This window comes from Natronococcus sp. A-GB7 (assembly GCF_029688865.1).
GTDB lineage: Archaea > Halobacteriota > Halobacteria > Halobacteriales > Natrialbaceae > Natronococcus.
Genome location: NZ_JARUKV010000005.1, coordinates 75,115 through 88,961, shown reverse-complemented (window position 1 = coordinate 88,961; position 13,847 = coordinate 75,115). Strand labels below are relative to the sequence as shown.

Below are 13,847 nucleotides of genomic sequence, written 5' to 3'. Positions count from 1 at the left end.
TGTTACACGGGATCGGAAACAGTTCGACTCTCTCACAGGCGAATCAGTAGCGAGAAACGAGGCCTCGGCACTCGAACCCGGACGATGTACCAGTACCCGGAACGAACGTAGTGTCACCACTGTCTCTCGACGTTCGTCAGTGACGCATCTTCCTCCACGAAACCGGTCACCGTCTCTCCATCGTGAGTGAAGGTCACTTCGATGGAAAGAGGATCACGGGTATGTGTGGTTTCGGTCGTGTCGTCGAGAGCAGCCCAGACCTCAGAATGGGGGCCACACCTCGTATCGAACCCATGTTCGAACAGGAATCCCTCGAAAACAGGATGGAACGTCGCAATCGTTGCACCAGTCAGATGCACCTGTTTTCCACACGTTATGCAGCTAAATCTCGCCAGTGATGGCTCTGGCGGGTCGCTGTCTTCGTTTACACCGTGTATCAGTTCGCCACTCATCTCGCCTGCACAGAGTGGACAGAATCTGTCGAGAACCCGTTTCACGTGTGTTCGGTACCAACGCGCCGAGACCGCTGGAAGCTCCTCAATATCGTAGTCTGGAAGACATCCTGGTGGAAACGGGAACGAGCGACCCGCTCCGCATTCGTCGCAGTACACCCTGACCCGCTCCTGTGTGTATTCGAAAATGAGTTCGCCCCCACAGAGCTGGCACGTTCCACCAAACGCAGCGGGCTCGACAGTGGCCTTTGCCTGATACGTGCCAGCCTGAACGGAGCCGACCACCTGCTCCCCGGCGTGACTCAACAGGTACTGTTCGTCCTCTTTGAGGACAAACGTTCCCAGAACTCTGTTCAGATGGTACGCAAAATTACCGCTGTCGTCTATCTCAACAGCCTTGTACAGTTCCGTGAACGACATCTTCTCACCCGGGGGGTTTCCCAGTGCTTCCAGTATCTCGATTCGCGTCTCACTGCCGAGCGTCTCGAATACATCCGCTGATGAGTGGGTTTCAATGTCGAGCGAGCTCTCACCCTTCTCGGTGGAACTACTTTCTGAATCCTCGCTCCCCATACTGAGCGGTTGTGAGTCTACGTTGTTTAATCAAAGGCTGGCAGTCCGTCTGTCTGGTTACTGTAATCTCCTACAGAGTAACGTTATGTCTGTCCCGCTCCAGTCTCACAGACACGATGAACGAATCAAGGCTATCGCTCGAACGGTCCGACCAGAAAGCCAAAGAGTGGTGGGAAAGCTGGTCAGACACGTTCCAGCAAGCATTTGCCGAGGCCGAGACAGAGGTCGGTATCGCGTTCGGACCCGGAGTACCCGATGGCGACGACCTCGGCCTGTTCGGCGATCTCGACGGGAAACGAGCGATCGAACTCGGCTGTGGCGGCGCGCAATTCGGCCTTGCGATCTCCAAAGCAGGTGCCGAGGTGACTGGCGTGGATCTCTCCGAAAACCAACTCGCACACGCTCGTGACCTCGCGGTCGAACACGACGAGGATATCGACCTTGTTGAAGCGAGCGTGACTAACATGCCGATGGTTAAGGATGCGTCTTACGACTTGGCATTTTCCGCCTTCGCATTCCAGTGGGTCAAAGATATCCGATCCTGTTTCTCGGAAGCGCATCGCGTCCTCAAACCCGGCGGGAAACTGGTCTTCAGTGTCGACCATCCCCTGTATCGATGCCTCGACCCGGAGACTGGTGAACTGACGGTCAGTTACTTTGCCGATTCACCACGCAGAGAATACAGCGAGGAGTTCGACGCCGAAATGATCGTCTACCGCAGAACTGTCAGTGAGATTGCGACCTCACTGCTCGAAGTCGGGTTTTCGATCGAAGAACTTCGTGAACCGGGGTACGAGGACCCTGAGAAGTACGAGTCCGAGTACGGGAGTTTCCAGCCGGACCGGATGGCCCGAATCCCACCGACGCTCGTCGTAGCTGCAGAAAAGTAGTCGTCGCTATCAATCCGGTACCAGTAAATCGTTGGCCTCGGCACTCATAGGGCTCGTCACCACCGGGTGCCGAGTCCGGCTCGGAGCGAGTGGGTCGTCATCGGCCGTACGGGCCTACGCTCGAGAGCCAAAAGACGGTTTGGATCTTCCCGAACGGTCCTCACTCGGCGCTCGAGCCGTCCGCCGCGAAGGCGGTGTTCCACTCGTCGATGAGATTCTGCAGGCGGTCGCTCCGTGTCCTCGAGAACGTTGCCGGAGCGCGGTCGCTCGCCGTCGCGGGCGAGGCCGTCTCGGTTGTCGGCTGCGTCGACGGTGTCTCGGTCGTCGGCTGGTCGGGAGTCGGTTCGGGCTTGGCGTAGTGGGGATGCGTGCTCATTGTCGGTCGTGTGGGAAGTCGCGTCGTCGGCAGGCGATGCTGTCGTCGGAGAATCAGGCGAGGGGGTGTACGGGTACGACCGACATCTGTACTCCATTCTTCAGACCGAACCATAATAAACGTTCATGATCTACCGAGTATCGCCGCGATCGGCGACGCGGCTGTCGGCACCTGCCCGCCCACAGGTTATACTCGAGGGTAGCGGACTCGAAAACACGGATGGCAGCCACACCGGACGTGAGTTTCGTCGTTCCCGCGAGAAACGAGGCCGACTACCTCGCCGACTGTCTCGAGAGCATCGCCGCCCTCGAGACCGATTACGAGTACGAGGTGATCGTCGTCGACGGCGCCTCGACGGACGCCACCGCCGACGTCGCCCGCGCACACGGTGCGACGGTGCTCGAGGGATCGGGCTCGAGCATCGCCGCGGGCCGAAACCTGGGCGGCGAGGCGGCCGAGGGCGAGTGGCTGGCCTTCGTCGACGCCGACACTCGCGTTCGGCCGAGCTATCTGACCGAGCTGCTCGGCTTCGTCGAGCGCGAGAACCTCGCAGCCGGCAGCTCGGCCTGTCGGATGACCGGACCCCTGCGGGCGAAGCTGATGGAGGGGACGATCAACCACGTCTTTCCCCACTTCGAGCGCCCCATTCTTCCCGGGTTCAACTTCTTCGTCCACCGGGAGGCCTTTCTCGAGGCCGGGGGGTTCCCCGAGGTGCCAAACGAGGACACCGCCTTTAGCCGACGGCTCGCCCGGCAGCTGCCGACGGGCTACCACGATTCGGTGCTCGTCGAGAGCTCCGGTCGGCGGATCGCCGACAGCGGACTGACGGGAACGCTGTTTCACTACGTCTCCCTCGACGCGGGTCGGCTCCGGACGTCGGTTTGAGTCCGGCAGTCGCGGGGCGGCCGCTTTTGCGGGCTCGGCACCCATCCTCGGCCGTGACGACGGTTCCACCCGAAGCCGAACGACTGCTCGAGAACGAACCGGTGATGGCCCACTTCGCCACCTGCGTCGACGGGCGCCCCCACGCCGCGCCCGTCTGGTTTCGCTACGAGGACGACACGGTCGAGATCGTCACGACGGGACGCAAGCTCGAGAACGTCCGCGAGAACCCGAAGGTCGCGCTGTCGATCCAGGCCGACGACGGCGGCGACACGCAGTGGATGGTGACGCTGCTCGGCACCGCGAACGTGGTCGAGGACGAGGCCGAGACCGACGAAGCCAGACGCCGGATCAACGAGAAGTACGGCGCGCCCAGCGACGCCTACGAGGAGAACCGGCTCGTTCGGGTCGACGTCGGCACGGCGAGCTATCGGACGTACTGAACCCGCCCGAGCGCCCCCGTACCGCCGACTCGCTCGCTACTCGAGGCGTTCCCGCGCAGCGGCGATCACCAGCGGCAGCGTGATCGTCGCGTCGGCGTACACCGAGACGTTTTCTGCATCTTTCTCGAGTTTGCCCCACGAGCGGGCCTCCTCGAGGGTCGCCCCCGAGAGCCCGCCCGTCTGTTTCGGGTCCATCGTCAGCTGGACCGCGTAGTCGTAGGCCCCGGGCGCGACGAGCATCGTCTGGAGCGTGAAGTTTTTCGGGACGCCGCCGCCGACGACGAAGGCGCCGGCCTCCTCGGCCTCGAACGCGATGTCGGTCAGCGCGGTCATGTCTGCGAGGGCGTCCAGCGAGAACGGCGAGGTCTGGGAGTACATCCAGGCCTGTAGCCCGAGAACGGAGTCCTGGACGGCGGGACAGTAGATCGGCACGTCGTTCTCGTAGGCCGCGGCGGCGATGCCTGGCCCCTCCTCGACGTCCTCTTGCTCGTTGATCTCGGCGTTGGCTCGCCCGAGTTCGCGAGTCAGGCGTTCGATCGAGACGGGGCCGGAGTCCTCCGCCTCCTCCTCGAGCACGGGGAAGACCTCCTCGCGAAGGTGCGATTCGAACGTCGCGAAGAACTCCTGGGGAAGGTAGACGTTGTAGATCCGATCGACTCCCTCGTCGCGCAGCGTTTCGTCGTGTTCGCGCTCCGTTTTGCCCTCGGCCTGTACGCAGCCGTGGTGGTGTTTCCCGCCGATGGCCTCGATCGAGTCGTGGGTGAGGTTCGCCCCGGTCGTGATCAGCGCGTCGATGTAGCCGTCCCGGATCAGGTCGGCGACGATCCGACGCATCCCGGTCGGCACCATCGCACCGGCCAGCCCGAAGAAGACGGTCACGTCGTCGTCGAACATCGCCTCGGTGACGTCGACGGCCTCGTGGAGGCTCGCCGCGCCGACGCCCGCGTTGCCGTACTCGTCGGCGAGTTCGCCGACCGTCATCCCCGCGCGGGCCTCGGCGTGGCCGACGGGGTCGTGTTGGAACGTCTCGCGCTCGGGCTCGTGGTCGTGATCCTCGTCGCTGTCGTGCTCGTCGGTCATGTCCTCGAGTCGGCGGGCCAGCGCTTTCAACGCCGCGATCTCGGCGGGACCGACTCGGCCGTCCGAATCGGAAGCGCCTGATTCTGGCGACTTGCCTCCGACGACCCCGTCACCGTCGGCGACGCGCGACCGCTCAGGAACGGTCGTCGACGAACTCGTCCGGCGGCGCGACGACGGAGCTCACCTCGTCGGCCGAGATCGGACGCGGACACGCGACGTCGGCGGCGCTGGTTCGCTCGACGAGCACCTCCCCGTCCCGGAGAAGCTGTACGGCGACGGGGCCGTCCGGCGCCTCGACGGCGATGCAGGTCGTCTCTCCGGGATCCACCGTCAGCGTCTCGAGGTCGTCAGCGGAGACGTCTTCGGCACGGTCGGCATCCGCCCCCTCCTCGGGATCGTCGTCCTCGCCGTCCGAGCCGCTCTCGACGAGCACCTCGCCGAAGAACGCCTCCTGGCAGGCGTCGAACTCGGGGTTCGTGACCGCGAGGTCCCCCGCTCCCGGGAGTACGGGCTCGTCGCGGAACGCCTCGATACCGTCGATGATCGCGTCGTCGGGGACGCCCTCGAGTTCGCGGACGTCGAACGTTCGGACGCCGTCGACGCCGCCGAACGGCTCGAAGAGGTTGCCGATCTGGCCGTCCGCGGCGACGAACGTCGCGCCGACGATCACGTCGACGAACTCGCCGACGACGCGTACGGTCTGGCAGTCGACGAACTCGATTCGTTCCTCGGGCGGATCGACGGGGCGCCACTCGAGGGAGACCGGACGCGTTCCGTCGTTGGTCACGCAGAAGACGGCCGCGTCGTCGTCCGTACAGGCGGGGACGAGCCGAACGTCGGCGGGGTCCGGCTCCGCGCACGCGGGATCGACGCCGCCGTCGGTCGCCGTTGCCGCGCCGTCGCCGGCGACCGCACTGCCCGATGCGCCACCGATCACCGCAGCGGTAACGGTGACCCTTCGTAACCACTCTCGTCTGGAAGGGAGCTCTCGTGTCATTGGTTAGTTCCCCGGGTCGATCCCGAGAGTGAGAGCCCCTTCCCGCGCGACGACCATTGTTATCGACGGGCTGCAGGGCGGTTCACGGGAGCCAACAGCGCGGCTCGAGCAATCCGTCGGACGCCACCGCGACGATCGGGTCGTCGGTCGCTCAAGCGGGGCGGTCGGGGCGACGGACGGCCCGAGCGCCGCGTCAAACCGATCGTCGCCGACTCGAGCCGATCGACGGGCGACAGTACGGCGTCGCTACGTCCCGCGTCGGCGGTGTACGCACCCGCATCCATCGTCAACGACAGCCTACAGCCCGGTCGGCGCCTCGAGGAACGTCGTCTCGAGCCCCCACTCCTCGACGAGTTCCTGCAGCGCCCGAACCCCGAACGTCTCGGTCGCGTAGTGACCCGCGAGGACGACGTTGATCCCCGCCTCCCTGGCCTCGTGGTAGACCTGCTGTTTCCCCTCGCCCGTGACGAGTGCGTCCGCGCCAGCCTCGACCGCCTCGTCGAGCCAGTCGACGCCGCTACCGGTGACGACCGCGACCGCCTCGATCTCGTCGGGGCCGAACTCGAGCAGCCGGACGGGTCGGCCGTCGGTCTCGAGCTCCGACTCGAGTCGATCAGTGAGATCGTCGGGCTCGTAGGCGTCCGGAGCGGTGCCGCGCTGCCCGATGTGTTCGGGGCCGAGCTCGCCGAACGGGTTCCGGTCCTCGAGTTCGAGGACGTCGGCGACGCCCGCGGCGTTGCCGAGCTCCTGGTGGCCGTCCAGCGGGAGGTGGGAGACGTACAGCGCGATATCGTGCTCGAACAGGGGCTCGAGCCGATCGTACGTTCGTCCCGTCACCCGATCGAACCCGCCCCAGGAGAGCCCGTGGTGGACGACGAGCGCGTCCGCGTTGGCCTCGGCGGCGCGCTCGAACGTTTCGACGGCGCCGTCGACGGCGAACGCGACGCGCTCGAGGCTCCCCTCGTCGGGGCCGACCTGCAGACCGTTCGCGCTGGCGTCGAGGTCGGCGTAGTCGTCGGTGTGCAGCCGCTCGTCGAGTCGATCCGCGAACGTCGAGAGCTCGAGGGACATACCGGGCGGTTACGCCGCCGATGGCTTGTAACCTTGCGATCGCTCCCGATCAGGCGAGCTCGGGTTCGGGTTCGGCTCGATCCTGGCGGTCGTCGTCCGCGTCGATCACCATCACGGGCACGTTCGTCTCGCGGGCGACATCTTCGGTAATGCTCCCGAACAGGGCGCGCCGGACGCCGCCGCGACCCTGCGACGTCATCACGATGAGGTCGACGTCGTTCTCCGCTGCAAACCGGGAGATCACCGTCCGTGGGATCCCAGCCTCGATCACGGGATCGACCGTGACGTCGGCCGAATCGACGTACTCGCGGACCCCATCGACGGCTGCCGCGGCCCGCTCGTGGAGTTCGGTCATCTCCGCGAACTGGCCGGCGCCGATCCGATCGACCTGCTCTGGACCGAGGACGTGACCGAGCGCGTCGGTGTCGACGACGTACATCGGGTGCAGTGTCGCGTCGAACCGTTCGGCCAGCTCGACGGCGTACGGCGCCGCTCGCTCCGCCCGCTCGCTGCCGTCCGTTGGGAGGAGGATCGTTTCGAACATACGTCCGAAGATATGCGCTGGGGTAGCAAATGACTATGGTAAGGTGAGGTATACGTCCGTCAATACGAAAACGAACGTTCGGTGTTCGCCGCTCGAGCGGGTGCGACCGAACGCGACCGACCGAAGGTCGTGAGTCCCGTTCACATCAGGTAGAACAGCGGGAAGAGGATCACCCAGACGATGTCGACGAAGTGCCAGTAGAGCCCGAAGAACTCCACCGGCCGGTGGTCCTCGAGATAGGCGTCGATCGACCAGACGCGGTAGATCATGAAGCCGGCGATCAGCAGGCCGAAGATGACGTGCAGGGCGTGCATCCCCGTCGTCACGTAGTAGATCGAGTACTCCAGGCCGTACCACCAGTACTCGCCGTCGGCGAACTTCACGCTGTACTCGTAGCCTTTCACGCCCATGAACGCCAGTCCGAGTCCGAGGGTCGCACCCAGCGTCGCGAGCAGGCCCCGCTTGTTCTTGCGTTCGGCCATCACGAGCGCGAGTACGACGGTGAAACTCGAGGTCAGCAGGATGTACGTGTTCAGCAGGCCGGGCCAGGAGGCGAACGGAACCCGCGTCCAGTCGCCCCAGCCCGCGTGGAGTCGCATGAAGATGTACGCGCCGATGATGGCTCCGAAGACGACGACGTCCGAGGCGAGGAACACCCAGACCCCGAACTTCGTGTTGCCGACCCCCTCGACGGGCCAGCGCTCGGCGATGGCCATCTCGGGGACGACGAACCGCTCGCGGCCGAACTCGAACAGCGTGTACCCCATGATTGCCACGCCAAGCACGGTCAGTATCGGGTACAGGACGCTCTGCTCGGCGCTGGTCCCGGTGAGCGCCTCGGGCGGGACGCCGGTTCCCTCCGCGAAGCCGATCGTGTACGGCGTGATCCCGGTCAGTCCGAGGAAGAAGACGAACGTGCCCAACCCCACCCCGAGCGGCCAGATGCTGGCGTGGTCGGCGTGTTCCCCGCCCCCGGCAGCCTCCGAGGCGGTCCGGTTCTCGTGTGCGACGCCGCCGTCGGGCTGGGCCGCCGAGTCCTCGACGAACTCGAGCGATCCCGAGGCGTAGCTGGGGCGGCCGTCCCAGTTCTCGAGCGGCGGTGGCGAGGGGACCGCCCACTCGGCCGTGCGGGAGAACTCCCAGGGGTTCTCGGGCGCTCGCGGACCCGCAACGAGACTGTGGGCGAGCGTCGCGAACAGGATGAGAAACGAGGCGCCGAAGACGAACGCGCCGACCGTCGAGAGCTGGTGGTAGAGCTGGAGACCCTCGGTGTAGTGGAAGACGCGCCGGGGCGTCTCCCAGGCGAGAAACTGCGGGAAGTACAGCAGGTTGAACCCGACGAAGTAGACCGCGAAGTTGAGCTTGCCGAGCGTCTCGGAGTACATCCGCCCGGTGAGCTTCGGCCACCAGTAGTAGAGGCCGCCGACCAGCGCGGTGACGCCGGAGGCCATCACGTAGTGAAAGTGGGCGACGACCCAGTAGGTGCCCCGGAACTCGTAGTCGAGCACGACGGCACCCAGGAACACCCCCGTAATACCGCCGAGGATAAAGAGGACGAGCGCCCCGAGCGAGAACAGAAACGGCGTCGTCATCCGCACGCGGCCCTTGACCATCGTGTAGATCAGCGCGAAGACGATCAGGTCGAAGGGCAGCGAAATGCCGATCGTCGTCGCCATGAACAGCGTCTTGATCTCGAGGTTGATCGTCGTCAGGAACATGTGGTGCATCCACACCAAAAACGACTGGACCGCGATGAGCACCATCGCGATGATGACCCACTTGCGGCCGACGAGTCGCCGTCCCGTAAACGTCTGGAACGCCTCGAGCATAATCCCCAGTGCGGGGAAGAAGACGATGTACACCTCCGGATGACCGAAGAACCAGAACAGGTGGGCCCACAGCAGGCCCGATCCCTGATCGGTCGCGAAGTACTGGGTCAACAGGATCCGGTCGGACGCCTGTAACAGCAACGCGGCCAACAGCGCCGCGAACGCGAACAGCATCATCCAGACGGTCAGCAGCCACGTCCAGGTGAACATCGGCATGTTCCACAGGCCGAGCCCCTCGGCCCGCGAGCGGTGGATCGTCGTGATGAAGTTCACCGAACCGAGCGTGATCGAGAGCACGAACAGGATCAGCGCGAGCACGGCGCCGTTGCCGCCGGTCGTCGCCTCCAGGGCGGGCGTGTACATCGGGACGTTCAGCGGCGCGTACATCGTCCATCCCCCCGAGAAGGAACTCCCCTGGAAGAACGAGATCCCGAACAGGATCCCGGAGAACAGGTAAAACCAGTAGCTCAGTGCGTTCAGGCGGGGAAAGGCGAGGTCCTTCGCCCCGATCTGTAGCGGGACGAAGTAGTTCGCGAAGCCGGACGCGATCGGCGAGAGGAACCAGAACACCATCAACAGCCCGTGGGTCGAGACCGCCTGGTTGAACTGGTTCTCCGTCAGCAGTCCCGTGCCACCGCTCTCCCAGAGGTGCGCCCGGAACAGCAACGCCATGATTCCACCCAGCACCAGGAAGAACAGCGCCGTCACCAGATAGAGGATCCCGACGTCCTTGTGATTGGTCGTGACGAGCCAGCGCCTGAGACTCGTCTTCGGCGGAAGGTCGCTCACTCGAGCCCACCTCCGAAACGGCCACTCGAGCCGATCGGTCGGCCGCCTCCGCTCGAGCGCGGCGTCGTGGTCGAACTGCGGCGATCTCCCCCCGTTCGGAGTCGAGACGCGAGAACCATAGGCAAGGGAACGCTCTCGACCGTCGCGGGTATGAAGCTATCCAGTGCGGTTGCAAGGTCGCTTTTGTACGGAACGGCTCACCCCTTCGCTCGGGCTCGGCGGGCTACTCCGCCGGCGGGCGGAACGCCCTGAACGTGTGGTAGTCGAGGACGGTTGCCTCCTCCTCGAGTTCGATCCAGCCGCGGTCGGCGAACACCCGCGACCAGTCGCGGACGTACAGGGGGACGCCGTCGACGTCGCGGACGTCGGTCACGGTCGAGTCGGGATCGTCGACGGCGTCGGCCGTCGATTCGTCGGCAGCAGCCACAGATCCGCCGGCGTCGGTCTCGGCCGTGACGAGTAGCGAGTCGGTCAGCCGAACCAGCTCGTCGAACACCCACTCGGCCTCGGGCGGGAGGTGCTGGAGGGTCTGGACCGCGTAGACGACGTCGAACCGATCCCGCCCGCGGTCGCGGACGAACTCCTCGAGCGAGCCGTGGGTGAACGTCCCCGTCGCGGCGAGGTCGGGGTAGACCCGTTCCATCACCTCGAACGCCGTCTCGTTGATATCGACGCCGTGGAGGTCGTCGTACCCGTGCTCGTGGAGGTGAGCGAGGTGACGACCCGAGCTACAGCCCAGCTCCAGGACGGCGGCGTCGGGACCGACGACGCGGTCGATGATCGCCTCGAGCAGTTCGCTCGTCTCGTTGGGGCCGTAGTGGGCGTAGTACGCCGGCGAGTACGCGCCCGTTCGGTCGGCCCATCGATCGTGGATATCGTCGGAATTCATAGAAGACAACCTGTAAGACGCCAAAAACGCACCGCTCGCCGTCGTCCGCCGTTCGTTCGTCTCGTCGCCGCGGATCGAAGCCCTCGATCGGGTCCGATCAGAGTCGCGTGAGGTTCTTCGCGCGCGGACCCTTGTCCGCCTGTTCGATCTCGAACTCGACTTCCTGTCCCTCCTCGAGGTCGGGGCCGCCGACGTCCTCCATGTGGAAGAAGACGTCGTCGTCGATTTCGTCGGTCTCGATGAAGCCGTAGCCGCCAGTGTCGTTGAAGAAGTCGACCGTTCCGGTTGGCATTACCTGTGTCTCCGGCGCCCGACCATATATATTCGAGGGGTGGAACCCTCGACGGGTCGACCGAGGGACCGTTTTACCACCCCTCCGTTCGAACAGTTAGTGTATGCAACGTGAACAAGTCACGTACGACGACGGCGTCGTGTACGAGTTCAGCCCCGACCTCGAGGCTGTAACGACCGTCGAGCCCGGCGCCGAGCTGACGATCGAGACGAGAGACAGCTTGGACGGGACGATCCACACGGAGGCGGACGTGATCGAGTCGATCCCCTCGCAGGTCAACGCCGCGACGGGACCGATCGCGGTCGAGGGAGCCGAACCCGGCGACGCCCTCCGGATCGAGATCGAGGAGATTCGCCTCACCGAGGAGCAAGGGCGCGTGATCACCATCGGCGGCTTCGGCCTGCTCGACGGCGAGGAGGGGATCGAGTCGCCGAGAACCCGGTTGGTGTCGGTCGAGGGCGACACCCTCGCGTTCGGCGAGCTCGAGATCGACGTCGCACCCGTGATCGGAACGATCGGAGTCGCAACCGACTCCGAGTCGTACACGACGCTGGTCCCTCACGACCACGGCGGAAACCTCGACACGACCGACATGACTGCCGGCTCCGTCGCCTACTTCCCGGTGTTCCAGGAGGGGGCGATGCTCGCGATGGGCGACTGCAAGGCGGCGATGGCCGACGGCGAGATGTGCGGTACCGGCGCGGAGATCGCCACCGAGATCGACGTCACCCTCGAGGTGGTCTCCGATCCCGACCCGGGTCTCGAGCGACCGCTGGTCGAGACGGCCGACGCCTGGAAGACGATCGCCAGCGCCGAGACGCTCCAGGAGGCCTGCAAGCTGGCGAACCGCGACGCGGTCGAACTGCTCGCGGCCGAGCACGGCTGGGACGCGACCGACGCCTACATGCTCTCGAGTCTGGTCGGCGGCCTCGAGATCAGCCAGGTCGTCGATCCGCTCGTGACCGCGCGCAACGCGGTGCCGAAGGCCTACCTCGAGTCGCCGCTGTAACTCACCGAACCGCCACGTCGGACTCGAGAACCGCCTCGAGCAGCCGTCGGGTCTCGGGGTCGGCCGTCAGGACGACCTCCAGGGTCGACGGATCGTACGCGATCACGCCGCAGTCGGCCAGCCGCGGAAGGTGATCGTGGGCGAGTGCGATCTCGATCCGGCGGCGGCTCGCCGACGTCCGTTCCCCGTCTCCGGGCTCCCCGCCCTCGATCCTCGCTTCGATTCCGCGAGCGAGCGCCGCGAGCGTCGTTCGCTCGGTTGAGTGGAGGTACTCGAGTACGTATCGGCGCTGCGGATCCGAGAGGAGGTGCCAAACCACGTCCGGATTGGGATCGTTCGTCTCCGGTTCTGGCATACCCGATACTAGGTGACAACCGTCTCAATCGCACTCCCTCACCAGTATGGTTCGGCGGAATCGGGTCGTGGGCTCGATGACCGAACGAATCCGCACGATCGGTTACGACGACGCCGAGCTAGCGTAGACGAACTCCCGGACGAGCTTCCCGGCCAGCGCCGCGGCTTGCCCGTCGTCCCGGTCGTTGACTTCCACGACGTCGAACCCAGTCGCGGCGGGTGCGAGCGCCCGGACGACGTCGCGCATCTCGCGGGGCTCGAGGCCGAACGGCTCTTTGGTTCCCGTCCCCGGCGCATACCCCGGATCGGCGGCGTCGATATCGACGCTGCAGTACAGCTCTCGCTCGAGCAGCGCCGGGTCGGGTTCCCAGTCGGGGGCGTCCTCGGGGGGAACGACCGTCACGTCGGCTTCGCTCGCCCGTCTCCACTCCTCCTCGCTGCCAGTTCTGGCGCCGAGTATCACCGCCTTCTCGACACGGTCGACACCCTCGAGGATCCGTCGGGTGACGCAGGCGTGCGAGAGGCGGTTGCCGTCGTACTCCTCGCGGAGATCGAGGTGAGCGTCGAGGACGACCAGCGCCTCGGGCTCGACGGCGCGGGCACCCGCGAGCGTGACGGTGTGTTCGCCGCCCAGCACGAGCGGGACGGCGTCGTCCCAGACGACGTCACGGACCGTTCCCTCGAGCCACTCGAGGTAGTCCTCGACGTCGTCCCACGGACGGACGTCGCCGTGGTCGACGACGCCCAGCTCCGAAAAGTACTGGTCCGTCCGGCGGTCGTAGTCGTCGAACGTCTCCGAAAAGTGGCGGATGCGGCGGGGACCGAAGCGGGTCCCCGGCTGAAAGGTCGTCGAGGCGTCCAGGGGCGCACCGACGACCACGAAGTTCGCGTCCGAGCGATCGGGCCCTCCCGTCGCGTCGGCTCGCTCGCGCTCGTCGGTCGCCCCGGGGAACATTATATAATCTTTCGCTGTTCTTCCATCTCGAGGAACTCGATGTTCTCGTCGGGGGAGACGTCCTGGTCGTCGGGAACGCGCATCGTCATCGTCTCGTAGGTCTCGAGGTCCATCACCTGCATGTCCGAGCCGTCGACGGAGACGACCTGGCCCTGCTTTCGCTCGACGATCGGGACCCAGATCTTCGCGTCGACGGGCTGGGACAGCGAGCGCTTCTTCCCGTCGAAGACGCCCTCGGCCTCGATGCGGGCCTTGGCGCTGCCGTGTTTGCCGGGCTTGGCCGTCGAGTACGAGTTGATCTTACAGGCCGCGTCGTCGATAACGACGTAGCTTCCTTCCTGGAGATCGCGAACCTCTTGCTGCTGTTTCGCCATATCGCCGGATAATCAACCGACGGCCATAAACCGTTTGGAATGGCCGCT

General features: G+C 65.3%; 16 protein-coding genes. 4 read left to right on the top strand and 12 right to left on the bottom strand.

The features are described from left to right. Positions 1 to 113 precede the first annotated feature (113 nt). Positions 114 to 1,025: a helix-turn-helix domain-containing protein gene (locus QA609_RS06215; RefSeq protein WP_278301715.1), complete on the bottom strand. Its 912-nt coding sequence runs from the start codon at positions 1,023 to 1,025 to the stop codon at positions 114 to 116. A gap of 116 nt (positions 1,026 to 1,141) precedes the next feature. Here QA609_RS06215 and QA609_RS06210 point away from each other — a divergent pair, with 116 nt between their 5' ends. Next, on the top strand, positions 1,142 to 1,915 hold the full coding sequence (locus QA609_RS06210) for a class I SAM-dependent methyltransferase (protein WP_278301714.1): 774 nt from the start codon (positions 1,142 to 1,144) through the stop codon (positions 1,913 to 1,915). A gap of 160 nt (positions 1,916 to 2,075) precedes the next feature. Here the strand turns inward: QA609_RS06210 and QA609_RS06205 are convergent, their stop codons facing one another. Beyond that, positions 2,076 to 2,291: a hypothetical protein gene (locus tag QA609_RS06205; protein ID WP_278301713.1), complete on the bottom strand. Its 216-nt coding sequence runs from the start codon at positions 2,289 to 2,291 to the stop codon at positions 2,076 to 2,078. Between the two features lie 219 nt (positions 2,292 to 2,510). On the opposite strand from QA609_RS06205, the gene QA609_RS06200 reads away from it, so the two are divergent. Further along, positions 2,511 to 3,176 carry a glycosyltransferase gene (locus QA609_RS06200; RefSeq protein ID WP_278301712.1) on the top strand — a complete coding sequence of 222 codons (666 nt, stop codon included), beginning with the start codon at positions 2,511 to 2,513 and terminating at the stop codon, positions 3,174 to 3,176. Between the two features lie 53 nt (positions 3,177 to 3,229). Continuing rightward, complete coding sequence (locus QA609_RS06195) at positions 3,230 to 3,616, top strand: pyridoxamine 5'-phosphate oxidase family protein (protein ID WP_278301711.1); 387 nt, start codon at positions 3,230 to 3,232, stop codon at positions 3,614 to 3,616. Positions 3,617 to 3,652: 36 nt separating this feature from the next. Here QA609_RS06195 and QA609_RS06190 read toward each other — a convergent pair whose 3' ends face one another. From QA609_RS06190 to QA609_RS06160, 7 genes are all read right to left on the bottom strand, one after another. Then, a complete protein-coding gene (locus QA609_RS06190) occupies positions 3,653 to 4,696 on the bottom strand; it encodes a deoxyhypusine synthase (RefSeq protein ID WP_278301709.1) in 1,044 nt (347 codons plus the stop codon). A 133-nt stretch (positions 4,697 to 4,829) separates the two neighbouring features. Further along, positions 4,830 to 5,693 carry a hypothetical protein gene (locus QA609_RS06185; protein WP_278301708.1) on the bottom strand — a complete coding sequence of 288 codons (864 nt, stop codon included), beginning with the start codon at positions 5,691 to 5,693 and terminating at the stop codon, positions 4,830 to 4,832. A 297-nt stretch (positions 5,694 to 5,990) separates the two neighbouring features. Next, positions 5,991 to 6,764, bottom strand: coding sequence for a Nif3-like dinuclear metal center hexameric protein (locus QA609_RS06180; RefSeq protein WP_278301707.1), 774 nt, complete (start codon positions 6,762 to 6,764; stop codon positions 5,991 to 5,993). Positions 6,765 to 6,813: 49 nt separating this feature from the next. Continuing rightward, the gene (locus QA609_RS06175; protein WP_278301706.1) at positions 6,814 to 7,308 is read right to left on the bottom strand and encodes a universal stress protein; all 495 of its coding nucleotides are present in this window, start codon (positions 7,306 to 7,308) and stop codon (positions 6,814 to 6,816) included. A gap of 140 nt (positions 7,309 to 7,448) precedes the next feature. Beyond that, positions 7,449 to 9,926, bottom strand: a complete 2,478-nt coding sequence (locus tag QA609_RS06170; protein WP_278301705.1) for a cbb3-type cytochrome c oxidase subunit I — start codon at positions 9,924 to 9,926, stop codon at positions 7,449 to 7,451. A gap of 223 nt (positions 9,927 to 10,149) precedes the next feature. Next, complete coding sequence (locus QA609_RS06165) at positions 10,150 to 10,815, bottom strand: class I SAM-dependent methyltransferase (RefSeq protein WP_278301704.1); 666 nt, start codon at positions 10,813 to 10,815, stop codon at positions 10,150 to 10,152. Positions 10,816 to 10,912: 97 nt separating this feature from the next. After that, a complete protein-coding gene (locus QA609_RS06160) occupies positions 10,913 to 11,107 on the bottom strand; it encodes a cold-shock protein (RefSeq protein WP_005556387.1) in 195 nt (64 codons plus the stop codon). A 103-nt stretch (positions 11,108 to 11,210) separates the two neighbouring features. Here QA609_RS06160 and QA609_RS06155 point away from each other — a divergent pair, with 103 nt between their 5' ends. After that, entirely contained in the window at positions 11,211 to 12,116 is a 906-nt protein-coding gene (locus QA609_RS06155) for an acetamidase/formamidase family protein (RefSeq protein WP_278301703.1), read from the top strand. A 1-nt stretch (position 12,117) separates the two neighbouring features. On the opposite strand, the gene QA609_RS06150 is transcribed toward QA609_RS06155, so the two are convergent. The 3 genes from QA609_RS06150 to QA609_RS06140 form a co-directional block, all read right to left on the bottom strand. Beyond that, positions 12,118 to 12,471: a hypothetical protein gene (locus QA609_RS06150; RefSeq protein WP_278301702.1), complete on the bottom strand. Its 354-nt coding sequence runs from the start codon at positions 12,469 to 12,471 to the stop codon at positions 12,118 to 12,120. A 102-nt stretch (positions 12,472 to 12,573) separates the two neighbouring features. Further along, a complete protein-coding gene (gene speB / locus QA609_RS06145) occupies positions 12,574 to 13,425 on the bottom strand; it encodes an agmatinase (RefSeq protein WP_278301701.1) in 852 nt (283 codons plus the stop codon). Beyond that, on the bottom strand, positions 13,425 to 13,799 hold the full coding sequence (locus tag QA609_RS06140; RefSeq protein WP_278301700.1) for a translation initiation factor IF-5A: 375 nt from the start codon (positions 13,797 to 13,799) through the stop codon (positions 13,425 to 13,427). Before QA609_RS06140 ends, speB begins: the two co-directional genes overlap by 1 nt. Positions 13,800 to 13,847: the final 48 nt, after the last annotated feature.